Genomic DNA, 24686 nt, shown 5'->3' with positions numbered 1-24686 from the left:
GCCGGGGCTTTCATCGGCATTGTCCGGACTTCGGCCCGTCCACCGTGTTACCCGTCTGCCACAGCGTCGGTGCGTTGCCGTCGCAGCTCAGCGGCCCACCAACGACATTGCCCTCGAACTCCGGGACCGTCTGGTCGGGCAGCAGGCCGCTGCCGCTGTTGCCCGTGATGGTCACCGGCGCCTGCAGCGTGTTGCCGGAGACCTCCATGCCCCCGGTGTTGCCGTTGAGGCTCACCGGGGCTTCGACCGTGTTGCCCGCGCAGCCTGCCGTGTCGCCCTGGTCGGAACCGATCAGCACGAAGCCGGTGGTCCCGTTGACGCCGAGCGGGCTGGACAGGGTCGACCGGCAGACGGTGAGCGCGGCAGCGCCGTCGACGGAGACCGGGCCGTTGATCCGGGTGCCGGAGACGGCCAGGGCACCGCCCGGCCGCACCGTGACCGGCCCGTCCTGCTCGCCGCCGGGGGCTATGCACAGCGACTGGCCGGAGGCCACCGTCAGCTTGCCGTGGTGCTCCGTGATGCACGGCTCGCTGAAACCGACGGTCACGTCGGCGGGCTGCGCCGCGCTGCTCGCGGTGAAGCTCGGGTCCCCGCCGTAGGTGGCGGTGATGCCGTGGTCCCCCGGCTGGAACTTGCTGGTGGTGAAGCTCGCCCGGCCACCGCTCAGCGGCACGGTCGCCAGCGTCGTCGTCCCGTCCGAGAAGGTGACCGACCCCGTCGGGGTGCCCTCGGCCGGGGCGGCCGGGGCGACGGTCGCCGTCACGGTGACGGGGTGTCCGAAGAGCGGGGTGGCGGTATCCGAGCTGAGGGAGACCGAAGTTCCGTACTGGAACGACACTACGGCCTTACCGTTGCCCTGGTTGACACCCTGGAGGAGGGAGACACCGGTCGCCGCCGGCTCCGCGTAGCTGCTGCCCCCGCCACCGCCCGCGCCCGGGAAGTAGCCCGGATTGCCGCCACCGGAGCCGCCGCCACCGCCGTGCCAGCCGCCACCACCACCGCCACCGCCAGGGCCGCCCGCACCGCCGTTGCCGCCGGTGCCGCCGCTGCCCGGGTCGGGCTCACCGGTGATGGGGTCGAGGTCGATGCCGGGGGTGCCGGGGCCGCCGTTCAAGGTGTTGGGGTTGCCGTGACCGGCCGCGATCCGGCTGCCGCCGCCGCCCGCGAGACCCGAGCCCAGCGGACCGTTGCTCTGGCCGCCGTCCAGGCCGACCTCGCCGCCGCCGGCGCCGCCCTGGAGCTCGGGGCCGCCGTTGCCGGCGCCGCCGCCACCGCCCGCGACCAGGACGCGGTCGGAGCCACCGAACGCGCCGACCCGGACGTCCGAGCCGCCGCCGCCCGAACCGCCGCCGCCGTGCGCGCCGCCGCCGCCGCGCCCGTGGCCGGTGCCGCCGGGACGGGCGAACTCACCGTGGCGGGACGATCCGGGGATGCCGGCCGCGCCCAGGGTGAGTTGGATGGTCTGGCCCGGGGTCACGGGCAGGGTGGCGCGGGTCTCGCCGCCGAGGCCGCCGGGCGCTCCGGAGATCGCCGGGTGGGGGACGATGTAGCCGGCCGCGCTGCCGCCCTCGGCACCGGACAGGTCGACGGTGACCGCTGTCACGCCGTCCGGGACGGTGAAGGTGTCCGTACCAACGGAGTTGTAGGTGCAGGTGGGCTGCGGGGCAGTGGTGAGGACACCACCCGTGCCGCAGGGCACGGCCGCACTCGCCGTGGCGGCGGCCGCAGTGAGGGGCACGATCGCGACGGCGACGAGGCCCGTGGCGCCGGCCAACGAGATCACCGTGGATCCGAGGATCGTCCGACGGGAGTTCGGGGTGTTGCTGCTCATGGGAGTTGACGCTTTCTCTCCGGTCCTGTGTGCGACCGGGGTGGGGAGAGATCCCGCAGGCGGGATCGGCCCGCCTGCGGATGGGGTTCAGTCGATGGCTCAGACGCCGTCGTTGGCGCAGAGCGCCCAGACGTCCGAGTAGGTGTTGGTGGAGCCGGCTCCGCCGGTGTGGGTGTAGCCGGTCCAGTACGCGGCCGACGTGGTCCCGTCGCCGACCGGATTGCCGCTGCTGTCGCTGGGGTAGCTGCCGTTGAGGTGGTCGCCGCCCGAGCCCGGTCCGGCGAAGTCGGTGGTCGTGACGCTGCCGCCGCTGATGGCCGCGCCGCCGCTGACCAGACTGCCGTCGGTGCCGCAGCCCACGGTCACGGTCTGGCCCGTGGTCGCCGAGGTCGGGCCGCTCGCCTCGCTGTAGTGGACCTTCACGGTCACGCCGCTGACGTTGATGCCACTACCACTGCAGATCGCGTACGCGAACGTGGTGTTGGTGGTGCCGCCACCGCCGCCGTTCCAGCCGACCGCCGTCCAGGAGTCGGGGTCGGTCTCACCGTCGGCCGCGGCCTTCTGGCCGTAGTCGTGCGCCGAGTTGTCGAAGGTGGGAAAGCTCGCGATCGGCTTGAGGCTGCCGACCGAGGCCGGGGTGGTCCGGGCGCCGCCGCCCAGCAGGACGGTGTTGGCGGGGCAGGTCGCGGTGGTCACGCCCAGCGTCGCGCTGTTGCTCGGCGCGGCGACCTTGTTCATGACGGTCTGGGTGTGGTTGATCAGGTTGCTGCTGAAGCACACCGCGTACGGGGTGGACGAGAACGAGCTGTTCACCGCGCCCCCGCTGCCGCCGATGCCGAGCCAGTGGGTGTTGTCGGTGCCCACCACACCGGTCGAGCCGGTGTACTCGGTGGAGCCGTCGGAGCTGGGCTCGGTGCCGTTCACGTGGTTGCCGTTGGACGTCATACCAGTACCGATGGCCTGGTCGATGCCGCCGCCGGAGATGAGACCGCTGCTGCAGTCCGCGTGGGTCGAGATCTCGGAGAAGGTGGTGCTGGGGCCGGCGGTGGCCCCGGGGGTCTTCACGGTCACGCTCACGGTGTTGGCGTGCGCGACACCTGGCACCGCCACGGCGGCCAGTACGGCACCTATGACCAGCGCCCTACCTGCGCCGAAACCTACGCCGAAGCGCCGCAGAGATCTTTTTCCCATCGAATTCTCCCTTGTTGATTCCGGGGCGACGAACGCGGCCTGGCGGCGCTCTTGGATGCGGCATCCGGGATCGTCTTCCGTGGACCGAGCAGCCGTGGAGCGAGCAGGCGTGGACCGAGCAGCCGTGTACCGAGCAGCCGTCACGGGTCTGTTGGTCGACGCGGATGCCGGCTCCCGGCAGCGTGACGGACCAGGATGTTGGACCGCCGCCTCGCCGCCCTCATCATGGGTCACGGATGCGGACCGTGACAGGGTCGCGGGGGTGGCATCTGCGGTCGATTCTGTCGATCTGACCTGGTAGATGCGACACTTGACAGGCCTTCGATCCCGGGACCGAAGAGTTGACGTTGCGTCTCACGACCCGCCGTGGGGACACCGGCTCGCGCAGGGGCCCGCCCGGCTCGACGTCGAAGGGGCACGGGCCATGGGACGGCTCCGGTTTCACTGCCGTTGGCTGTTCGTCATGGCGAAAGACCAATTAGTGTGCCGAAGCACCGGACGAAACCCCTCGGCCCGGCCCGTCGGAGCGGCAGGAGCGGCAGATGGCCTCGCAGCGCGTCGTGATCGGTGTGGACAGCTCGACGCAGTCCACCAAAGCGCTCGCCGTGGACGCCGACACCGGCGCCGTGCTGGGCCAGGGGCGGGCCGGACACACCGTCAGCACGGGTGCCGGGCGCGAGAGCGACCCGGAGCAGTGGTGGCAGGCGTTCGGCGAGGCCGTCGGGCGGACCGGCTGGGCCGACCGCGCGGCCGCGGTCTCGGTCGCCGGCCAGCAGCACGGGCTGGTCACCCTGGACGCCGCCGGGAGGCCGATCCGCCCCGCGCTGCTCTGGAACGACGTGCGCTCTGCGCCCCAGGCGGCGGAACTTGCTGCTTGCTATAGCACACTGGAGATCTCCCGTCGCACCGGCAGCGTCCCGACCGCCGCCTTCACCGCCGCCAAGTGGGCCTGGCTGCGCGCCAACGAGCCACAGGCCGCCGCTCGCACGGCCGCCGTCAGGCTCCCCCACGACTTCCTGACGGAGCGTCTGACCGGCGAGGCCACCACCGACCGCGGCGACGCCTCCGGCACCGGCTGGTGGGGCCCGGGCGGATACGACCGGGAGATCCTCGACCACCTCGACCTCGACCCGGCACTGCTGCCACGGGTGCTCGACCCGGGCAGCGCGGCCGGCACCGTCCGCCCCGGACTGCCAGTGCGCGCCGGCGCGCTGGTGGCGACCGGAACCGGCGACAACATGGCCGCCGCCCTCGGCCTGGGCCTGGCGCCCGGGCAGCCCGTGCTCAGCCTCGGCACCTCCGGCACCGTCTACGCCGTCGGCCGCACCCGACCCGCCGATCCGAGCGGGACCGTCGCCGGGTTCGCCGACGCGCTCGGCGACTGGCTGCCACTGGCCTGCACGCTCAACTGCACCCTCGCCGTCGACCGCCTCGCCGAACTCCTCGGACGCGACCGCGAGGCCGTCGAGCCCGGCGGCGCTGCCGTGCTGCTCCCCTATCTCGACGGGGAGCGCACGCCGGACCTCCCGTTCGCGTCCGGCCTGATCCACGGCCTGCGCCACGACACCACGGCCGGCCAGCTGCTCCAGGCCACCTACGACGGCGCCGCCCACGCCCTGCTCACCGCCCTCGACGACGTCCTGCGCGCCGGCGGCGAGGACCCGGCCCCGGACCGACCCCTGCTGCTGATCGGCGGCGGCGCGCGCGGCCGCGCCTGGCAGCAGACCGTACGGCGACTCTCCGGTCGACCGGTCCAGATCCCCGCCGCCGGCGATCTGGTCGCCCTCGGCGCGGCCGCCCAGGCCGCCGCCCTGCTCACCGGCGAGCCCGCCGACAGCGTCGCCCGCCGCTGGCGCACCGCCGAGGGACCGGTGCTGGAGGCGGTTGCCCGGGACGACGACACGCTGCATCGGATCACGGATACGCTGCGCCGGGCCGGGGCGCTGCAAGGAGCCCCAGGAACGGCGGCCAGGACGGACGGGCGGTGACAGCGGTCGCAGCTGCCTCGACCGACAGGACCTAGGGTGTCGGCATGGACCTCGACACCGTCCGGACCTTCGTCGCCGCCGCCGAAGCGGGGCAGTTCCAGGAGGCCGCCGCCGAGCTGGCGGTCACCCAGCAGGCCGTCTCCAAGCGCATCGCCACGCTGGAGCGAAGCCTGGGCGTGCGGCTGTTCACCCGCACCGCGCGCGGCGCCGAACTCACCATCGACGGGCAGGCGTTCCTGCCCCACGCGCGCGAGCTGCTGCGCGTCGCCGAGCGCGCGGTCGCGTCCGTGCGCACCGGCCGCCGTCCGCTGCGCGTCGACGTGATCGCCTCGCGCAGCGCGCAGTCGGGCCTGATGCGCGGCTTCCACCGCGCGCACCCCGACATCGAGCTCGACGTGCTGATGCTGTTCGACGTCGAGACGGCCGTCGCCGCCATCCGGTCCGGTGCCATCGACGCGTCCTTCCGCGCCGTCGCCGCGCCCGGCCGGCCCCTTCCCGAGGACATCGAGTCCGTCCGGGTGCTCGACGAGCCGCTCCAGCTCCTCACCGGCCCCGCCCACGCGCTGGCGGGCGCCCGGTCGGTGACCCTCGCTCAGCTCGTCGGGCACCGGATCTGGATGCCCGGCATCGTCCCCGGTACCGAGTGGGCCGCCTACTACGACGACCTCGTCGCCGAGTTCGGCCTCACCATCGAGGCGACCGGCCCCAACTTCGGCTCCGACGCGCTCCTCGACACCATCGCCGACACGCCGGCCCTGGCCACCTTCATGGGCGGGAAATCCAGACTCGTCTGGCCCGACGACCACGGCCTGCGCCGGATCCCGGTGACCGACCCGACGCCGGTCTACCCGCACTCGCTCCTCTGGCACCGCGACAACCCCCACTCCGCGCTGGCCACCCTCCGCGCCCACCTCGCCGCCGCAGCGACCGGCCACGACGCCGCCGGCACCTGGGTGCCGGACTGGGTGCTTCCGCGCTGACCGTGATCAAGCCGCCAACCGGCGGCCCCGCTCGAAGAAGGCCAGCAGGCCGTCCACGCCGCCGAGTTCGCGGATCGTGGCCGCCGCGCCGAACGGCGCGTTCCAGAACCGCCCCTGCTGCCGGGCTTGCGGGCCGACGTACGCGTACGGCTCGGCCTGAAAGCCGTCCCCGGGAGAGACCCCGAAGTCGACCGCGTCCACGGTCACGGAGAGGTCGAAGTGCTCGGGCCAGATGACCGGATCCGCCCCGTCGAACATCCGGCGAAGTGCGGCGTCGCCGACCGCGAAAGCCTGTGCGATCAGGTGGGCGGCCTGCGGGTCGGCTTCGATCACGTCCTCGGGGCCGACACCCGACCCGTCCTGGTAGAGCCCGGCGGGCGCACCGGCCGTGACCCCGACCGCGGCCGCGAGAGCGGCGCAGGTGGTCCGCTCCAGGAAGAGGCGCTGTCCGGACGCCACCAGTTCCGCCGCCACGACCTGCCCGTGCGGCTCCGCCCGGGTGGCGAAGCCGCCGAGGGACGCGCGCAGCCTGATCGTGCCGCTGGCTCGGAACTGCGGCCCGGCCAGGACCAGCTCGGCCACGGCGTGCAGGGCGCGGCGGGTGCGTACCAACGTTTCGACGTCCATAGCGGTCATGCTCTCCCACCGCGCGCCCGGATCCCGCCTGCGGCGCGCTTGCGGACATCGGCTGGCACGGGTCAGAAGTCCGGGTGCGGTTCGAGGAGCGCGCGCAGGTCGATGATCCGGTAGCCGCGGGCCCGCACGGTGTCGATGATGCGGGGCAGGGCCTGCACGTCGAGGTTGGGACGGCCCTGGTCGGCACCGACGTGCATCTCCACGATCTCGCCGGGGCCGAGCGCGTCGACGGCGCGGGCGACGGTCTGGTCGACGGACATGCCGCCGGCGGTGCCGAGGTAGCCGTTGGTGTCGGCGCTGAACTCGATGTCCGCGAAGCCCAGCGCGTTGACGGCCGCGATCGCCTGCGCGGTGGTGTCACTGAAGGGGAACCGGAAGAACGGGAGCGACGGCCGCCCGATCGCCCGGCGGATGGCCCGGTCCGCTCTGATGACCTCGTCCTGCGCCTGCTGGGGGGTGAGGCCGGGGAACTCCGGGTGGCTGTAGGAGTGGTTGCCGATGCCGTGCTCGGCCGCCATCATCCGCGCACCCTGGGGCTCACGATCCGCGAACGCTCCGGTCAGGAAGAAGGTGGCCGGAGCCTTCGCCCGGCGCAGCGTCGTCAGGACGCCGTCCAGTCCGTCCGTGTTCCAATCGGCGTTGAACGTCAGTGCGACGACCCGCCGTTCGGTGGGCAGGGTGCGGTTCTCCGAGCCGAAGAGCCTGCGCACCGCCTCCGAGGTACCGGCCGGCGCCGGCCCCGAGCCGCCCGAGCTCGCTGCTGCGGCCCGCGCCGGTGTGCGGGCGGCGGCGAGCGCCAGGCCGGCGGTCGTGATCAACAGGCGTCGCGAGAAGTCACTGTGAAACCCGATCATGAACGCAGTATCGTCCCCACCGGCCCTTGCGCGATCCCGGCGCGCGGGACTCGGGAACAGGGAAGGGGACGAGACTGGTGAACGGCGCCTTGGACGCCCACGAGGGCACGCTGGACCAGGACGGCCGCACCCTGCGGTCCGCTTTCCTCGCGGCCCTGGGCGTGGACGTGGATCCGGCGCAGGAGGAGATCCTGCGACGGGAGTTGGAGGTCCTCTCGCATCCGCGGGCCCGCGTCGCCGCAGCGCGGCAGGAGCCGCAGGACACGCTCGTCCAGTTCCTGGCGACGACCCTGCTGGCCGTGCCCGAGGACGCGGTCCAGGCGTTCAGGGCACGGCTGGCGCAGGCCACCGACCCGCAGGCGGCGCCGGGGCCCGAGCCTGACCGGTCCCCTCGCGATGCCCTGCTCTCCTGCGTGACGCGCCTGTTCGGCCACCCCGCGCAGGCTCTCGCGGCACAGCTCGACCTGCTGATCACCGAGTGCGGCCACGACGGCCGGGCCCTGGACAGCTGGACGGTGCGCCGGCTCTACGCGGAAGCCGGCGACCTGTGCGACGTCTGGGCACTGGCCCTGGCCGACCACCTCTGCGAGGGCTTCAGCCGCACCAGCACGTCCGACGAGGTGTTCGCGACCGAAGTCGCGGTCCTGGGCAGGTTCGACCCGTCCGACGCCGGCGAGCGGCGGATCGACATGGCCGACCTGGTACGCCAGTTGACCGAGCTGGTGGCCTTGGACCAGTGGAGGCTGCTCCCCCGCGACCACTGGCCCAACGCGCAGCTGCCGTCGCTGGGCTGGCCGGCCGTGCTGGTCCAGGCGCAGTACCGGCTCCGCCAGCTGGCGGCGGCCGGCCCCAGCGCCACCGTGGCGGAGGGCACAGGTGACGCGCCGCCCGTGCCCGTCGAGCGGATCGACCGGCGGCACGGTCAGGCCCGCCACCTCCTCGCCGCCTACGGTGCCGACGAACGCTACGGCCTGACGTTCGATCAACCCAGTATCGGACATCAGCGCATTCGACGCTCCCACCACGAACCGATGCCGCAGGCGACGGCGGTCCAGCTGGCCGACCTCGCCTGGGCGCTGCGCCGACAGCCCGAGCTGATGCGGGTGTACGGGCTCGGCCCGCCCGACGCAGCCAACGAGACCGCCGCCGCCCTGACCGTCCTGCTCCGCTGCCGTCAAGCCGGCGTCCACCGGCAGGGCGCCGACCTCCCCGCCTGGTGGACCGAGCCGGTGCCCGGCCCCGGCCAACTCCCCCTCGACTCCTGGGAGCTGCGCGAGCACTTCCCCGAGCTGCGGCGACTGCTCGCGCTGTACCGCGACCTGATGACGCGGGGGGCGGTCGGAGGCTACTGGGAGACCCACGACCCCGCGACGCTCGTCCATCTGGTCTCCGTCGCCTATCTCGACTCCTGCGGCGCCAGCGGCCGGGTCGCCGCCGAGCTGTCCGCCGAGATCGCCTCGTTGTGCCTGCTCTTCACCGGGGACGAGCAGGTGGACCGCGCCGTCGCGCTGCTCGGGGAGCAGCCGCGCGAGTCCCCAGCGGTCCCCTGGTGGGACGACCTGACCTGGCACGCGTGGTTGCGGGAGGTGGGCGCCGACGTGATGTGGCACGCCCGGCACTGAAACCCGAGGAACGGGCGCCCGCTCAGCCCTGACCACGCGGAACTCGGGTGGCCACGGCCGCCGCCTGACCGAGGTGTCCTCGGGCCGGGCGCGCTCGTCCATGCAGGAGGCGCACGCTTTCCTCCACGCGCTTGATCCGGCCGCCGCCGCTGCCGGCACTGCCCACCTGATCGCGTAGAAGGAGAACCGTGGAGAAGACCAAGTTCGAGACCTTCACAGACTCGGACGCCGCTGCCCAAGTGCTGGATGAGATAGCAGCATTGTACGAGCGGGTGTTCGCAGAGCCGCCGTACTTCGAGGGGCCCCGCGACCTGGTCGGGTTCCTGGAGGGCTACGAGTCGTTCCGGACCATGCCCGGCTTTCGGCTGGTGCTAGCCCGCGCAGGTGCGCTGGTCGGCTTCGCTTTCGGCGTCCTGCTCGGAGCGCGTCACACTTGCGGTCCGGCCCGAAGCGCAGGCTGCCATGAAGATGTACGAAGCCCTTGGTTACCGGGAGCTGGGCGACAAGACCCCGGCTTGGGAAGGCGCCCCGGTGTACCGCTACATGATCCGCTAGGGCTCGGCCTCTGACCTCCCGACGACCGCCCCGGTCCCGGCCTTGGGCCGGGGCGGTCGCGTTGCTGAGGGCGCGGTACTCGGCGTAGGGGCCGCCGCGCGGTCAAGCCGCCGCCACTGACCGCCCCATGGACCTCGCGACTGTCGGCCACCGCCTGGATTCACGACGGCCCGAGATACCCGCAGACGCCGAACCGGGCAGTGGCGGCCGCACCTGGTGAACGGTCAGACGACGCCAGGCGGCCACCAGGATCAGCAGCAACAGGGCGAGCGTCGTCCGGCGCAGGCAGCCGGAGCGTCTGTTGGGCCTTCTTCGGTTGATCTCGACGTGGCCGCCGGGCGGGATGCCGGGGTGGCGTCTGGCGTAGTGGTCGATCTGCTGCTGTTCGCCCTGGGACCGGCTGAGCCACGGGGTCTTGAATCCGCACTCGCCGCACCAGTAGCGGTAGGCCATGTTGACTCCTCGGATGTCGCCCTGCGGCGGGGTGTCGTCATGCCGGCAGCCGCATCGTGGCCAGCCGGCCGGGGTCCTGGGCGAGACCGACGCCTCGGCTCAGCTCCTGCTCCTGTTCCGGAGCCGGACGCCCGAGAAGATCCGGTAGGCGCCGTAGAGCACCGGGCCCCAGGCGATGACGTAGACGCCGCCACCCTGGGCCTGCGCGATGGTCACGACGGTGATGAGCAGGCCGCCGAGCAGCCAGGCCACGCCGAAGCCGATGGCGCGCTTGCCCTTGGTCTCCCAGATGACCCGCTGCTGAGGGGAGACGACGGTGTACGGCGCGGCGGCGCTCGCGTACGGCGGCGCGGCGGTGTCGTTGTTGTTGTCGGTGGTGGGCATCTGAACTCCCTTTAGACGATCGGACGGTCGTGCCGGCGCAGCGCGGCGACGATCTGGTCGACGAACGCGTCGCGGCCGTCCACCAGGAGCAAGGGGATGAGGAACGAGGTGCCGTCGCCGGCCTCCAGCCGGTACCCGACGACGCGGCCCACCGTGCTCTGGTCGCCGCGCTGGTGGACGCTCTTGAGCCGGGTCACCTCCGGCCACGCGACGGCCTGCGGGCCGGACCTGCTGGTGTGCACGATTCCGTGGGCGTACAGGTAGTTCGCCCGGGTGCCGGAGACCAGGCCCCGCACGCCGTAGCCGATTCCGCCGACCGCCGCGAACAGGAAGGCGAGGGTGAGCGCGTGCAGCAGCGAGTGGGCGAGCGAGAACTGCGAGGTCCGGGAGCTCGCGAAGCCCAGCGCGAGCGTCAGCGCCAGGCCGACGGCGCCGGTGCCCCAACCCACGCTCACCGCGCGCCCGGCGGAGACGCCGCGCCGGACGTCGACCAGGCCGCCGAGCCCCCGGACCGCGGCCAGCCGGGCGACCTCCTCGGGGACGGCCGCCTCGGGGACGGGCTCGGGGACGGCCTGTGGCGCGGTCCACGCGCTCGCTGATCGGGCCCTGCCGTGTTCGGTGTCTGCCATACGGATCCGACTCCTGCGTTCTCGCTCGCGCGTCGTCGACACGCGTCACGCCTGCTGGTCATGGGGAACTGGGGAACTGGGGAACTTGGGTGACGGGGGGTGGCGGCCCTACGGCCTCTCAGGGTCCGCACGGCCACCCCCCTGCACCACCGATCGTCGGGTTCCCGCTGGTCAGCGAACAGGCCACGGCACCGGCCATATATGACCGGGCGTACCGGTAGGCTCACCTGCGGCGATACTGGCGAGCAAGGGGAAACGAACCAGTGACTGATCAGCTCGGCACGCTATTACGCCGGCTGCGCCGTCAGGCGGGGCTGACGCAGGAGCAGTTGGCGGAACGGTCCGGGGTGAGTGTTCGCACCATTCGCCGGCTGGAGACCGGCAAGTCCACCGACCATCGGCTGGGCACGGTGAACCTGCTGGCGGACGCGCTGGACCTCGGGCAGGAGGAGCGCCGGCTGCTGGCGGCCCTGCTCGCGAAGGCGCAGGGCGGGGCGACATCCGAAGCGGCGGCACCCGAAGCGGTGCGGGCCGCGCCCGTACCGTCCGAGGCCGACACCGAAGCCGACACCGAGCCCCAGAGCGACACCGAGGGCGAGGGCGACACCGAGGGCGACACCGACGCCGAGCCCGCGCCGCCGCCCTTCACGGCTCCCGCTCCGCTGCCCGTCCACGGCGAGCTGGCCGAGGCCGTGGAGGAGTTGGCGCGGGAGATCCGGCGCCGCTGGCGGCGCGAGGAGGAGCAGCGCCGGGTCCACGACCCGTTTCCGCTGCCGGTCCGCTGGCAGCAGGTGCCGGCGGGTCTGACGGACCGTTCGGAGAACATCCAGCGTCTCGGGCCGGGCGCCGTGCCGCGCCAGGTCGACCTGAGCGGTGACCTGCGCAGCGTGGCGGAGGTCTACCGGCGGATATCCTCGGGGCGGTTGGTGATACTCGGCCGGGCCGGCTCGGGGAAGTCGATCCTGACGATCAGATTCGTCCTGGACGTCCTGGAGGGCCGGACCGCCCCCGGCCGGGTGCCGGTCATCTTCAGCCTCGGTTCCTGGGACCCGAGCAGCACCGACCTGCGGGACTGGATGATCGGCCGCCTGCTGCGCGACCACCCGCACCTGGCCCGCCGCAGCCCCGGCGGTTCGACGCTGGCCGCCGCGATGGTCGACGCCGACCTCATCCTCCCGGTCCTCGACGGATTCGACGAGATCGCGGAGGGCTTGCGGCGCGAGGCACTCGAGGCGCTGAACGCCATCTCGCTGCCGCTGGTCCTCACCAGCCGCCGCGCTGAGTTCGCCGAGGCCGTGCAGGCGGCGCACGCACCGCTGGTCTGGGCGGCGGGGATCGAGCTCGCCGACCTCACCCTCGACAACCTCGCCGGCTACCTGCCCCGCACCGCCCGCGCGGTCGGCCACGGGCAGGCAGCGGGCGACCGCGGGGGCAGACCCCTGTGGGACCCCGTCCTCGACGAGCTGCGCGCCCGCGAAACCCCGGGCGGCGCGAACCTGGCCGCCGTACTCACCACCCCGCTCATGGTCATCCTGGCGCGCACCATGTACAGCGAGGCGCCCGACCGGGATCCGGCCGAACTGCTGGACACCGCCCGCTTCCCCAGCGCGCACTCCCTCGAGGACCACCTGCTGGCGGGGTTCGTGCCGGCGGTCTACCGGCACCGCGTCCCCGACCAGGTCGCCGGCGGCTCCCAACGCCGCCAGCGCGGTTGGGATCCGGAGCGCGCCCAGCAGTGGCTCGGCTACCTGGCCCACCACCTGGTGCGGCACGATGTCGACCAGCAGGATCTCGCCTGGTGGCGGATCAGCGACTCGCTGCGGCGCTCGACCCGGATCATCGCCGTGGTGCTGGCGACCGCGCTGAGCATCACCCTGGCCGACTGGCTCGTCTTCGCGCTGTCCAGCCCGGTCGACAGCGGCGAGATCCTCCTCCAGGGGGCCCTGATGGGGCCGGTCGCCGGCCTCGCCTTCGGCTGCGTCTACGCGGTCGTCATGGTCGCCTACCGCAGCGGTCCGGCCTTCGAGCCGACCCGCGTGCGGTTGCGGCTGCCCGGCCGCCAGTTCGGCGGCGGGCGGCGGCCGTTGCGCACGTTCGCCCGCCGGTTCGCGGACGGCCTGCTCGGCGGATCGGTCATGGGCGTCGGCTGCGCCTGCGCGCTCGCGCTGGAGCGCGCGCTGTACCCGGGGCTCCCGCTCACCAATCCGCAGGTGATCGAAGCCACCCTGATCAACATGGTCTGCTTCGGCCTGATCTTCGGGCTGGCCGCCGGGCTGGTCTTCGGGCTGGTGGCGGCGCTCGAGGCGCCGGTTGACGTCACCTCCGCGGCCACCCCGGTCAGCCTGCTGTCCGCCAACCGCGCGACGGTGGGCCGTCAGGTCCTGGTCCTGGCACCGCTGTTCACGCTGGCGATCGCCGGCGCGGGCCGCCTGGTGGTCGACCTGCTCCAGGGCTCGCTGGGGCCGCTGAACTGGGGGCTGTCGGCCGGCCTGTTCATCGGCGCGGTCGGCGGGATCGGCGGCGCGGTCTCCTACGCCCTCGCGTTCACCGCGTGGGGGCAGTGGGTCGTGCTGTCCCGGATCTGGCTGCCGCTGACCGGCAAGCTGCCCTGGGACACGGTCGCCTTCCTGGAGGACGCCTACCAGCGCGGCGTGCTGCGCCAGACCGGCGCGGTGTACCAGTTCCGCCACGTCCGGTTGCAGCACCACCTCGGCCGCACCTTCCGCGAGCGGCAGGCCAAGTACCGACCGGCCAGCTTCCCCACCGCGCGGAACGACTCGACCTGACGACGCGCGGCCGGCCGTCCCCCGCTCCCTGAAGCGCTGGGGACTGAGGAGCTGGGGACTGCGGCGCCGGGGACTGAGGCGCTGGGGGCTGCCAACTCGTCCGGCGCGCGGCCCTGGTGACGACCGGCCATGGATGGCCGGTGCCGTGGCCTGTCCGCCGCCCGGCCCGGGCACCAGCATCGAAGTGCCCGGTCAGCGGCGCCCGACGCCGCGTCGATCCGCGCGGGGGCCATGACCTCCCGTGCCCGTACGGGCACCATCACCTCCCATGGACGAAGGAGTCCGATGAAGTCCCTACGTCTGACCGCCGTCAGCGCGACACTGCTGCTCGCCGCCCTGGCCGGCATCGGCCCGGCGAACGCGGACACGCCGGCTGCGGCCGGCATCCTGCAGACCGGCGCCCAGCAGGGCGTCGGCGACGGATACCCCGGCGTGATCGGCCTGGTCCGCCAGGGCGACACCACCCAGTACGTGCACGCGGGCACCGGCAACCTCGCCACCGGCGTGCCCGCCGACCCGAAGGCGCAGTTCCGGATCGGCAGCAACACCAAGGCGTTCACCTCCACCGTGCTGCTCCAGCTGGAGGCCGAACACCGGCTCTCGCTGGACGACACGGTCGCCAAGTGGCTGCCCGGGGCGATCAACGCCAACGGCTACGACGGCACGAAGATCACCATCCGCGAGCTGCTCAACCACACATCGGGCCTGCCCGACTACTTCGGCAGCGTGCAGGTGTCCGGCCCCTACGCCCTGGACCTCAACCCGAACCAGGCCTGGACGCCGCAGTCGCTGGTGGACATCGCGCTGGCCTCGCGGCAGCCGAACGCCGCGCCGGGCCAGAAGTGGAGCTACGCCAACACCAACTACGTGCTGGCGGGCATGGTGATCACCGCCGTCACCGGCAACAGCCCGGCCACCGAGATCCAGAACCGGATCATCGGCCCCCTCGGTCTGACCAACACCACCTTCCCGACCAGCGACCCCAACCTGTACGGCAACTACCTGCACGGCTACGTGCACCCCGTGACCTTCTACACCAACGACGTCACGGTCTCCGACGTCCAGACCTTCGGCTCGGCGGGGGCGATGGTGTCGACCCTGGACGACCTCACCGCCTTCGGCCGGGCACTGCTGACCGGGAAGCTGCTGCCGCCCGCCCAGGAGGCCGAGCTCAAGACCACGGTGCCCGTGGACAGCACCGGAACCGCGGGCTACGGCCTGGGCCTCGAGCACGTCCAGCTGCCCTGCGGCCAGTGGGCCTGGGGGCACAACGGTGCCGTACTCGGCTTCTACAGCACCTGGTTGAGCAGCGACGACGGCACCAAGCAGGTCGCCCACGCCAACAACGAGTTCCACCTGCTCACGGGCACGGCCGGCCAGACCGACACCGGTACTGCCCTGGAAAACGCCTACTGCGCGCTCTGACCTCCTCACCGATACTCCGAAAGGACCCCCGATGACGACACTCCCCACCCGCTGGCGCCGGCACGCGACCACGACCGCCGTCGCCGCGGCCATGGCCCTGACCGCGCTGCTCGGCAGCTCGCCCGTGCCCGCCCACGCGGACACCGTCCCGGTGACCTTCACCAACGGCTTCGGCCTGACCCAGGTCGGCGCCCCCGAGGTGCACTCGAGCACCGACTTCACGATCACGGTGACCACCGCGCAGCTCTCCGGCACCCACAAGATCCGCATCTTCCTCCCGCAGGGCTACGCGGCGAACCCCACCGAGCGCTGGCCGGTGACGTACTTCCTGCACGGCGGCGGGGGCACCGTGGACGACGCGGCGGCCGCGCCCGCCCTGCACTCGGACTCGATGATCACGGTGGTGCCGGACGGCGGTCTGAAGGGCTGGTACGCCGACTGGGCCATGCAGAACACCGCGCTGGGCGCGGCGAACTGGCAGACCTTCCACACCACCCAGGTCGTCCCGTTCATCGACGCCAACCTGCGCACCATCGCCGACCGGGCCCACCGGGCCGTGGTCGGCCTGTCGATGGGCGGGTACGGCGCGCTGCACTACGCCGAGGCCCGTCCTGACCTGTTCGGGCACACCGCCTCGCTGTCCGGTGGCATCGACTTCGGCATGCCGGAGGTCCGCGCGGCGGTCCTGGCCACGGAACTCAACCTCACCGGCGCCTGGTGCGCCGTGAGCACCTCCAGCACCGGCCAGTGCACCGGTTACGGGCCCTACGTCGACAGTGACGCGATCTTCGGCTCGCCTTACCCGGTCTTCAACGCGGACCACAAGTGGAACGAGCTCAACCCCGCCGACCCCGCGAACCTGGCCAAGCTCGCCGGCACCGACGTCACCCTCTACACCGGCAACCAGGGCCTCATCGACCACTACACCGAGATCGCCTCCAACACGGTCAAGGCCCGCCTGGACCAGCTCGGCATCCCCAGCCGCTACGTCGACTACGGCAACGGCTCGTCGCTCTCGCCCAACTGCGACGGCGGCCACGACTACGGCTGCTGGGCCGCCGCCTTCGCCGACTACCTGCCGCACCTCGCGGCCTCGTTCGCCGCGGCCGGCTGAGCCACCGACCGTCGAACCACGACCGTCGAACCACTGCGGGTCGGACCACTGCGGGTCGAACCACCGCCGGTCGTTTGCAAGCACTTTGACGGTGTGTTCGTCACCGCGGTGTGCGGTGCGCGGAACGTACCTCGCACAGGGAGATTGACGCTGTATGAGCTGGCCGGATTCAGGGTTACCGCAGGAGCCGCCACCGGGTGCGGGCCAGGTGTGGGGCCCGCCGCCACCGCCGCCACCGTGGCCGCCCGCGCCGAACGTCCCACCCGTCCCGCCGGCGGGCCGGCCGACCCGACGCCGTAAGCGCCGGCTGCTGCTGGCCGGGACGCTCGCGCTGGCGCTGCTGGTCGCGCTGGCCGCCTGGCTGTCCTCGGCTCAACCGACGCGGCCGACCGCCCAGCCCGTGCCGCGGACCGCGCTGGACCAGGCACCGTTCGCGGCCGCCCTCGCCGCCCTGGCCGGCGCCCCCGAAGTGCGCTACCAGGACAGCGAACCCGGTGTCGGTGCCGTGGACGCCCGGGTCACCGCGAACGGCGAGGTGGTCGGCACGATCACCTCGGACGGGGCGTCGTACGGACTCCTGCGGGTGGACGGCAAGGTCTACGTCAAACCGCCGGATTCCGGCCTGCCGAACGCCACGAACGCCGCGCAGACCGCGGCGCTCAAGGGCCGGTGGATGACCGGCCGCGACATCGACGATCTACTGGGCACCGTCCCGGCGCGGCTGCTCTCCCCTGCCGAGTTGTCGCTGCGACTGGACAACGCCCTGCTCGCCGGCCGGTCGGTCCCGCCCGCGAACGACCCCGGCACGGTGCTCGACGGCATCCCGGTGCTGTCGGCGAACACCTCGCTCGGCGTCCTCTCCGTCACCCGGGACGCGCCCTACCGCATCGTGCGCCTGGCCCCGACGGCCGGCGGCGCCGCCTCGCCGCTCGCGCTGGGCCCACCACCGGCGGGCAGCGTCGCGGTCGCCGGCTACCACCCGGGCGGCGCGGCCGCGCTCGGCAGTGCGGCAAGCCTCGCGAGCGCCCCGGACCTGCCGGGCACGAACTTCCCGGCCGAGCAGCCGGGCGATGCCCAGAACACCTACCAGGGCCTGGTGAACGACACCAAGTCACTGGCCGACGCCGTCGACAGCGACCTGCAGTTCAACCTCCAGGGCAACGGTCAGCTCTCCTGCAGCGACGCCGGCTGCCAGGTGACCGTCAGCGTCTCCAACACGATCAGCGCCACCGGCGCGGGCTCGACCGTCGTCGGCGGCAACATCGCCGCGGAGCTGACCGCGACGATCACCGTCGAAGGCCGGCCCGCCCCCGGCTGTACCGGCCAGGGGAGCCTGCCGCTCAACGGCACCGGCACGATGAGCTGCAGCGCCGGCGGGGCCGGCGCGGTGGTGGCCTCCGTCGAGGCGCAGAAGAAGGCGGCGGCCGAGGCGCAGTCGCGAGCCGAGGGCGGCGTCTCCGTCCCCTACTACGTCAACTACGCCGGCGAGTACTACGTGTACGCCACCGCGCAGGTCGACGTCGCGAAGCTCGTCCAGGACGAGAACCAGGAGGCCGCCGACCAGCAGCGCCCCTGCCCCACCGCCGCGCCGGGCACCAGCGCGAGCAGCTTCACATTCGACGGGCGCACCGGGATCCGCGTCACACCGGTCTCGGCCAGGGGCACGGGCACGGTCACGGCCGCTGCTGACAGCACCGCGCCGATACCCCAGGTCGACAACCCCGATCTGCAGAACATCATCAAGGCCCTCTATCATGGCGTCGACCAACCGGGGAGCAAGCAGATCGGCGACGGATCGGCGTTCGCGGCCGCGAGCCACGAGGCCAACGGCGGCCCACTCGTCAACGGGAAGCAGCACGCGCTGAACAGCGTCCCCCAGCTCCGCTCGGCGCTCGCGAGGTGGCTTACCACCGATTCCGTCAAGAAGCCGGGCCAGAAGCGGGTCCCGGTGGTGAAGAGCGCCCGGGATGTGAAGGTGGCCAACACACTGCTCAAGGCCGCCGACGACGCCCTGGCCGGCAAGTACAACGGTTATCAGAACTACCCCGGGCTGGGAGACTGCTGATGTACCCAGGTGAACGGCTGATCGAGGAGATGGCCGGCCGATTCCCCAACGTCGGGGAGTCCTACGCATGCCATCTCGAGAACTACTCCGGGGAGTTGCTGCCGCATCTGTTCCTGTGGGACCTCATCGGGGAGATCGTCGAAGCCTTGCTGAACGACGCCGACTGGCGCGCCGCCTGGGGGCCGGTGCTGGAGTTCCTGGAGGCCCGCTCCACGCAGGGCGACCCGGAGGACGACGACGTCATCGACGGCTCGTTCCTGTTGAGCCTGCCGTTCCCCGCCAGCCCCGGATACGCGATCGTCGGCCAGCTCGGCCCCTCGCTCGCCAAGCGCTTCGCTCAGCTCCGTCCATCCGGCTGAATCCACGTCACGCACGCTGTGAGGCGCGTCACCGTGGCGAGCTGTCACGATCCGCGGCCGCGCGATGTCTCAACGAGCGTCCAGAGCAGAGGGACTCGACAGAGGAGGACGACAACCATGGAAACCATGACGGTCGAACGCACCATCCACGCCCCGATCGACGACGTGTTCGCCTGGCTCACCACGACCACCAACTACACGAGCTCGCCCCTGGTGCTGCGCTGCCGCCTGACCCGGCGCGGCCAGGGCGCGCCCTACGGTGTCGGCGCGGTGCGCAGCCACCTGTGGCTGATCGGCTGGTTCCGGGAGCGCATCACCCACTACGACCCGCCGTACGCCACCGAGTACGTCGTCGACCGCAGCCTGCCGCCGTCCCGGCACGAACTGGGCCGCATGACCTTCACGGAGGTCGACGGCGGCACCCGGGTCCGCTGGACCACCCGCGCCGAGATCAGCGTCCCGCTGCTCGGTGCCGCGCTCACCCGGCTCGTCGCGCGCCCGATCATCACCCACACCTTCGCCAACATCCTCGCCGCCGCCGACACCGCGCTCGCCGGGCTCCCCCGCTCGACGCCGAGCGGTCCCGCCGCTCATGCGCCGACGGGCGCGGACGAGGCCCGATGACCGAGCCGGCGAGGCTCAGGTTCCGGTATCGGCGGCGGCGTTGGCGAAGCGGCGGGCCAACTGGGCGAAGGCGTCCTTGAGTTCGGCCGGCCCGATCACCTCGAGGTCGGCGTCGAACCCGCCGATGGCGGCGGCCAGGCCGGGCCACGACCACGAGCCCAGCACGACCCGGCAGCGGTGCGGGCCGAGTTCCTCGACGATCGCCTCGCGGGTGTAGCGCAGCACGACGGCGGCGGGCAGGTCGAGGATCACCTCACCACGGCACGGCCAGCCGCCGGCGCCGTCGGAACCCTGGAACCTGCTGGTCACGAAGGCGGCCACGTCTCCCCCGGGCAGCACGCGCGGGGTGAAGCGGGGCCCCGTGGGGGTGCGCGGGGTGATCCGGTCGGCGCGGAAGGTGCGCCAGTCCGCGCGGTCGAGGTCCCAGGCGAGGAGGTACCAGCGCCCGCCCCAGGTGACGAGGTGGTGCGGCTGCACCCGGCGGGGCGCCGTCTCGGCGCGGTCGCCGTCGCTGTAGCCGGCGGTGTAGTCGAAGCGCAGCACTTCGCGGGCGTGCACGGCGGCGCTGAGCGCCATGAGCACGCTGCTCTCGACCTGCGGGTTCGGCCGCGTCGCGGGTCGCTCGACCGCGGTGACCTGGAGGGTGTCGATGCGGTGGCGCAGCCGGGCGGGCATGACCTGCCGGACGGTGTTCAGCGCACGTACCGCGGCCTCCTCGATGCCGGCACCGCTGGTGGTGGCGAGCTGGAGGGCGACGGCGAGGGCGACGGCCTGCTCGTCGTCGAAGAGCAGCGGGGGCAACTGCGTGCCGGCATCGAGCCGGTAGCCGCCGTCGGGTCCTTTGGTCGCCGCGATCGGGTAGCCGAGCTCGCGCAGGCGGTCGACATCGCGGCGCACGGTGCGCGGGCTGACGTCCAACCGCTCGGCCAGCAGCGCCCCCGGCCAGTCCCGGCGCGCCTGGAGCAGTGAGAGCAGCGACAGCAGCCGCGCTGAGGTTTTCGGCATGACTCCCATGGTGCCCCGAGAAGCGGTCACAACCTGGCCGCTTCCCCTGCGACCGTGGTCACGCCGGCCCCGCCGGAGAAGCTGATTTTCGAGAGGCAAGGAGCCGATCATGTCCGTCAACGCCGTGACCCACCTGAACTACCGAGGTGACGCCCGCGCGGCACTCACCTTCTACCAGTCCGTGTTCGGCGGGGACCTGGTCCTGGTCACGTACAAGGACGCCGGCAACGTCCAGGAGCCGTCCGAAGCGGACCAGGTGATGTGGGGTCAGGTGGCCGCCGCCAGTGGCTTCCGCGTGATGGCCTACGACGTGCCGGCCCGGATGCCCTGGCAGCAGGGCGAGAACGCGTTCTTCGTCTCGCTGCGCGGCGAGACGACCGAGGAGGTCACCGGGTACTGGGAGAAGCTCGCCGCAGGCGCCACCGTCCTGCAGCCGCTGGAGCCCGCACAGTGGGCGCCCCTCTACGGCATGCTGCAGGACCGGTTCGGCGTCACCTGGGTCGTGGACGTCGTCAGCGGCTACGACGCGCCCTGACCGCCCCACCCCGGGGCGGCCTGTGCCGCCCCGGGGTTCGGCGCCCTGACCGTGCGACCCGAAGACGAGGACGGACTTGTGACGACCCGCACGCCGGACCGGACCGGAATCCAGGCCGGCCCCGGCCGCCTGGGCACCAGGACGGCATGACCCCGATGACCGTTCTCGACACCCGGACGCTCAACCGCGCGACGCTGGCCCGGCAGTTGCTGCTCGATCGCGCCGACCTGCCGGTCCTCGACGCCGTCGCGCACCTCGGCGGCCTACAGGCGCAGGAGCCGCAGGAACCGTTCGTCGGACTCTGGTCGCGGCTGCGCTCTTTCGACCCGGCCGCGCTCTCGGACCTGCTGACCGGGCGCGGCGTGGTGCGCACCCACCTCATGCGCCGCACCGTCCATCTCCTCGCCACCGACGACGCCCTGGCCTGGCGAGCCCGCCACGACACGATGCTGCGCCAACGGGTCCTGGGGACCTACCACCGCGAGCTCGCGGGGATCGACCTCGACGAACTCGCGGCGGCGGGCCGGGCGGTGATGGCCGACGGCGAGCCCCGCTCGATGACCGAGCTCACCCGCGCGCTCGGTCAGCGCTGGCCGGAACCGGCACCGCGGGCCCTGGGCGAGATGCTGGTCGCCGCCCTCGTCCCCATGGCGCAGCTGCCACCGCGCGGGCTGTGGCGCACGAAGGCGGGAGTACGCAACGTGCTGCTCTCCGCCTGGCTGGGACGCGAGATCGACCCGCTGTCCCCGGACGGCGCCGATCCCGTCGGCCAGGCGCTGGTACGGCGCTATCTGGCCGCGTTCGGCCCCGCAGCCTCGGCCGACCTGCGCGCCTGGTGCGGCCTGGCCGGGCTGCCGGCCGCAGTGGCCGCGATCCGCGAAGAACTCATCACCTTCCGCGACGAGCGCGGCCGGGAACTGCTCGACCTCCCGGACGCGCCGCGCCCCGACCCCGACACACCCGCCCCGGTACGGTTCCTGCCCGCCTTCGACAACGCGATCCTCGGCTACCACGACCGCAGCCGGATCATCGACGACACCCACCGCGGCCTGTCGGTCGCCGGCGAACGCGTCGTCCTGGTCGACGGCCGGGTCGCGGCAACCTGGACCGTCGCAGCGGGCACCGTGACCGTCACCCCGCTGCGCCGCCTCTCGCGAGGCGAGCACACCACCGTCGCCGAACAGGGGCAGGAGCTGGCGTCGTTCCTCTCCGACGACGAGAGCCACCGGGTCCGGGTCGCCGAGCCTCCTCGGTGAACGGCACACCTGATGGTTCCGGGAATGCCGTTCAGCTGAGGGCCTGCCCCCCGATGGAATACCAGTACGTCATGTGATTGACGCTTCCGGTTACGCTGATCCTGATGCTGTCTCCCCTTTTCACGAGGAGCGTGCCGCATTGACGGGGACCGATTTCGGCGTGCCTGATCTGGGCCAGGTGGCCGGCTTCCAGGATCAGAGTCCCCTGGTATGTCGAATTTCCGATGTTGTTGCCGACCAGGAACCCGTCAGAAGGTGCGGTCCTCTCGTAGGGGACCGTCGTGGTGATGATGCTCCCAGACCTGGAGAACAGCGAGCTGCTCGCGCTCGGGTGCACCTCCCCGATCACCCTGTCGACATTGAGATTCCCGATGACCCTGCCGTGCACGGTCAAGTTGCCGATCTCCAGGTCGGGTTTGATGACGGTGACCTGGGCGGAGAGGATCCGCACGACCGGCTTGGTGGGGTCGCCGGTGGTGGCGCGGAGGTAGAAGGTGGTGTCGGACTTGATGCCTTCGATGGGCAGGCTGGTGCGGTTGGTGACATCCCGGTCGAAGCCCGGGTACAGGAGTTCATAGGTGGCGTTGGCGGAGCGCTCCCAAGTCAGCTCGACGTCGCCGCCGTTGGGGATGATGGACGGAGTGCACAGGAAGTTCCGCAGGTAGAAGTCGGCCGGGAACTTGCCCAGGTTGAAAACGGTGGGCCGGTTCTGGAACGCGGAGTTCCCAGTCCGGGAGCGTTCGGTGACAGTGATCGGGGCGGTACCGACCTTGCGGTTGATCGGGATGTCGGACAGCTGGATGGTGAACCCGGTGTCCGGGCCGATCGTGCCGTAGTTCCCAGTGGGCTCGCAGACGAACTCCTTGGCCGCGGAGTCGAGTCGGACGGTCCAACTCTCTAGGCTGATCCGCGGGCTGACCTTCGCCAGATCAGTGGCCAGGTCCGGCGCCATCACGCCCGCCGGAACCTTCACCTTGATCCACTCGACATCAGCCGGAGTACCGCTCTGCCGGGCCACGGAGATGACCAACTCCCCCATCTCTTCGGGGGCCTGCGGGTTCTCCGGCGACGCCTTCAACGGGCTGGGCGTGGTGGTGATCTGATACGACAGCAGCGAATCATCGGCGGCGGTATCGGCGTCCTTGGTCTGGATCACGACGGTCACGGGCTTTCCTTCGGATTCTTGGGCGCGGCGGCCCGTACTGGAGCGGTGCGGGGCGGCGGGGGTTACTGCGGTATTGGAATACTGCAATCAGGGCTGTGGAATTGGCAGGGGAACGCCACCGAAAGAGAACCAGTAGACCGTTCCCGCAAAGGCCGGACCGGTGATGGAAATATTGTCACCCTTGCGGACGGGAACAACAATCCGCTTCTGATTGATGAAATCGTTCCCGTATTCCCCTCCGGTAATCACTCCATTACCGTGTGGAGCGACGTAGAAGCGCATCTCAGAACTGGACACAAAGAACCAGAGGAGGCCGTCACTCGGCGCCGTCGCGGAAATCGACGTTGCTTGGTGGGTCACGGTGAGCAGCTGCGCCGTATGGAAGAGCTGGGCGGGTCCCTTGACGGTGAGTTCCCCGTTGACGGTGAGGTTGCCGATGTCGAGGTCGGGTTTGATGACGCTGACCTGGGTGGAGAGGATCCGCACGACGGGGTTCGTCGGGTCGCCGGTGGTGGCGCGGAGGTAGAAGGTGGTGTCGGACTTGATACCTTCGATGGGCAGGCTGGTGCGGTTGGTGACGTCCCGGTCGAAGCCCGGGTACAGCAGTTCGTAGGTGGCGTTCGCGGAGCGTTCCCAGCTCAGCAGGACGTCACCGCCGTTGGGGATGATGGACGGTTCGCAGAGCAAGTTCCGCAGGTAGAAGTCGGCCGGGAACTTGCCGACGTTGAAGACGGTGGGACGGTTCTGGAAGGCGGAGTTCCCGGTGCGGGAGCGCTCCGTGACGGTGACCGGGGCGGTACCGACCTTGCGACTGATCGGGATGTCGGAGAGCTGGATGGTGAACCCGGAGTCCGGGCCGATCGGCGCGTGGCTCCCGGCGGGCTCGCAGACGAACTCCTTGGCGGCAGCGTCCAGCCGCACGGTCCAGCCGTCGAGGCTGATCCGCGGGCTGATCTTCGCCAAGTCAGTAGCGAGGTCCGGCGCCATCGTCCCGGCCGGGACCTTCACCTTGATCCACTCGACATCAGCCGGGGTACCACTCTGCCGAGCCACGGAGATGACCAACTCCCCGATCTCCTCCGGTACCTGCGGATTCTCCGGCGACGCCTTCAACGGGTTCGGTTCGGTGGTGATCTGATACGACAGCAGCGGATCGTCGGCGGCGGTTCCGGTGCCCTGGCTCTGGATCACAACGGTCACGGAGGCTCCTTGGGCTTCGCGGGCGGGCC

21 protein-coding genes are annotated in these 24686 nt (G+C 71.9%); 11 read left to right on the top strand and 10 right to left on the bottom strand.

Annotated elements, in window-relative coordinates; translation table 11 throughout:
• Positions 1 to 10 precede the first annotated feature (10 nt).
• Together P3T41_RS10955 and P3T41_RS10950 are read right to left on the bottom strand one after the other, a co-directional pair.
• Positions 11 to 1831 carry an Ig-like domain-containing protein gene (locus tag P3T41_RS10955; RefSeq protein WP_280689478.1) on the bottom strand — a complete coding sequence of 607 codons (1821 nt, stop codon included), beginning with the start codon at positions 1829 to 1831 and terminating at the stop codon, positions 11 to 13.
• 99 nt (positions 1832 to 1930) lie between these two features.
• Entirely contained in the window at positions 1931 to 3022 is a 1092-nt protein-coding gene (locus P3T41_RS10950) for a hypothetical protein (RefSeq protein WP_280689477.1), read from the bottom strand.
• 542 nt (positions 3023 to 3564) lie between these two features.
• On the opposite strand from P3T41_RS10950, the gene xylB reads away from it, so the two are divergent.
• Positions 3565 to 5010 carry a xylulokinase gene (gene xylB / locus P3T41_RS10945; RefSeq protein WP_280689476.1) on the top strand — a complete coding sequence of 482 codons (1446 nt, stop codon included), beginning with the start codon at positions 3565 to 3567 and terminating at the stop codon, positions 5008 to 5010.
• Between the two features lie 44 nt (positions 5011 to 5054).
• The gene (locus P3T41_RS10940) at positions 5055 to 5990 is read left to right on the top strand and encodes a LysR family transcriptional regulator (RefSeq protein ID WP_280689475.1); all 936 of its coding nucleotides are present in this window, start codon (positions 5055 to 5057) and stop codon (positions 5988 to 5990) included.
• Between the two features lie 6 nt (positions 5991 to 5996).
• Here P3T41_RS10940 and P3T41_RS10935 read toward each other — a convergent pair whose 3' ends face one another.
• Together P3T41_RS10935 and P3T41_RS10930 are read right to left on the bottom strand one after the other, a co-directional pair.
• Positions 5997 to 6617, bottom strand: a complete 621-nt coding sequence (locus P3T41_RS10935; RefSeq protein ID WP_280689474.1) for a hypothetical protein — start codon at positions 6615 to 6617, stop codon at positions 5997 to 5999.
• A 71-nt stretch (positions 6618 to 6688) separates the two neighbouring features.
• The gene (locus P3T41_RS10930) at positions 6689 to 7480 is read right to left on the bottom strand and encodes a polysaccharide deacetylase family protein (RefSeq protein ID WP_280689473.1); all 792 of its coding nucleotides are present in this window, start codon (positions 7478 to 7480) and stop codon (positions 6689 to 6691) included.
• Positions 7481 to 7557: 77 nt separating this feature from the next.
• Here P3T41_RS10930 and P3T41_RS10925 point away from each other — a divergent pair, with 77 nt between their 5' ends.
• Entirely contained in the window at positions 7558 to 9102 is a 1545-nt protein-coding gene (locus tag P3T41_RS10925) for a hypothetical protein (RefSeq protein WP_280689472.1), read from the top strand.
• Positions 9103 to 9759: 657 nt separating this feature from the next.
• Here the strand turns inward: P3T41_RS10925 and P3T41_RS10920 are convergent.
• From P3T41_RS10920 to P3T41_RS10910, 3 genes are all read right to left on the bottom strand, one after another.
• Positions 9760 to 10110, bottom strand: a complete 351-nt coding sequence (locus P3T41_RS10920) for a hypothetical protein (RefSeq protein WP_280689471.1) — start codon at positions 10108 to 10110, stop codon at positions 9760 to 9762.
• Positions 10111 to 10209: 99 nt separating this feature from the next.
• Positions 10210 to 10494 (bottom strand): hypothetical protein, encoded by a 285-nt coding sequence (locus P3T41_RS10915; protein WP_280689470.1) that lies wholly within the window; start codon positions 10492 to 10494, stop codon positions 10210 to 10212.
• A gap of 11 nt (positions 10495 to 10505) precedes the next feature.
• Complete coding sequence (locus P3T41_RS10910) at positions 10506 to 11123, bottom strand: hypothetical protein (RefSeq protein ID WP_280689469.1); 618 nt, start codon at positions 11121 to 11123, stop codon at positions 10506 to 10508.
• 263 nt (positions 11124 to 11386) lie between these two features.
• On the opposite strand from P3T41_RS10910, the gene P3T41_RS10905 reads away from it, so the two are divergent.
• From P3T41_RS10905 to P3T41_RS10880, 6 genes are all read left to right on the top strand, one after another.
• Complete coding sequence (locus P3T41_RS10905) at positions 11387 to 13909, top strand: XRE family transcriptional regulator (RefSeq protein WP_280689468.1); 2523 nt, start codon at positions 11387 to 11389, stop codon at positions 13907 to 13909.
• Between the two features lie 285 nt (positions 13910 to 14194).
• Entirely contained in the window at positions 14195 to 15334 is a 1140-nt protein-coding gene (locus P3T41_RS10900) for a serine hydrolase domain-containing protein (RefSeq protein WP_280689467.1), read from the top strand.
• Between the two features lie 31 nt (positions 15335 to 15365).
• Positions 15366 to 16448 (top strand): alpha/beta hydrolase-fold protein, encoded by a 1083-nt coding sequence (locus P3T41_RS10895; RefSeq protein WP_280689466.1) that lies wholly within the window; start codon positions 15366 to 15368, stop codon positions 16446 to 16448.
• Positions 16449 to 16602: 154 nt separating this feature from the next.
• Positions 16603 to 18513, top strand: a complete 1911-nt coding sequence (locus P3T41_RS10890; RefSeq protein WP_280689465.1) for a hypothetical protein — start codon at positions 16603 to 16605, stop codon at positions 18511 to 18513.
• Positions 18513 to 18872, top strand: coding sequence for a hypothetical protein (locus P3T41_RS10885; protein WP_280689464.1), 360 nt, complete (start codon positions 18513 to 18515; stop codon positions 18870 to 18872). The genes P3T41_RS10890 and P3T41_RS10885 overlap by 1 nt, the downstream gene beginning before the upstream one ends.
• 117 nt (positions 18873 to 18989) lie before the next feature.
• A complete protein-coding gene (locus P3T41_RS10880; protein ID WP_280689463.1) occupies positions 18990 to 19496 on the top strand; it encodes an SRPBCC family protein in 507 nt (168 codons plus the stop codon).
• A gap of 15 nt (positions 19497 to 19511) precedes the next feature.
• Here the strand turns inward: P3T41_RS10880 and P3T41_RS10875 are convergent, their stop codons facing one another.
• Complete coding sequence (locus P3T41_RS10875) at positions 19512 to 20501, bottom strand: YafY family protein (RefSeq protein WP_280689462.1); 990 nt, start codon at positions 20499 to 20501, stop codon at positions 19512 to 19514.
• Positions 20502 to 20610: 109 nt separating this feature from the next.
• On the opposite strand from P3T41_RS10875, the gene P3T41_RS10870 reads away from it, so the two are divergent.
• Positions 20611 to 21036, top strand: coding sequence for a VOC family protein (locus P3T41_RS10870; protein WP_280689461.1), 426 nt, complete (start codon positions 20611 to 20613; stop codon positions 21034 to 21036).
• Between the two features lie 155 nt (positions 21037 to 21191).
• Positions 21192 to 22292, top strand: a complete 1101-nt coding sequence (locus P3T41_RS10865) for a winged helix DNA-binding domain-containing protein (protein ID WP_280689550.1) — start codon at positions 21192 to 21194, stop codon at positions 22290 to 22292.
• A gap of 31 nt (positions 22293 to 22323) precedes the next feature.
• Here the strand turns inward: P3T41_RS10865 and P3T41_RS10860 are convergent, their stop codons facing one another.
• A complete protein-coding gene (locus tag P3T41_RS10860) occupies positions 22324 to 23457 on the bottom strand; it encodes a hypothetical protein (RefSeq protein ID WP_280689459.1) in 1134 nt (377 codons plus the stop codon).
• A gap of 87 nt (positions 23458 to 23544) precedes the next feature.
• Positions 23545 to 24657, bottom strand: coding sequence for a hypothetical protein (locus P3T41_RS10855; RefSeq protein ID WP_280689458.1), 1113 nt, complete (start codon positions 24655 to 24657; stop codon positions 23545 to 23547).
• Positions 24658 to 24686 lie beyond the last annotated feature (29 nt).

Origin of the sequence: Kitasatospora sp. GAS204B, assembly GCF_029892155.1 — a bacterium.
Classification (GTDB): Bacteria; Actinomycetota; Actinomycetes; order Streptomycetales; family Streptomycetaceae; genus Kitasatospora.
The sequence above is the reverse complement of the archived record's forward strand: the minus strand, read 5'-3'. Positions and strand labels throughout refer to the sequence as shown.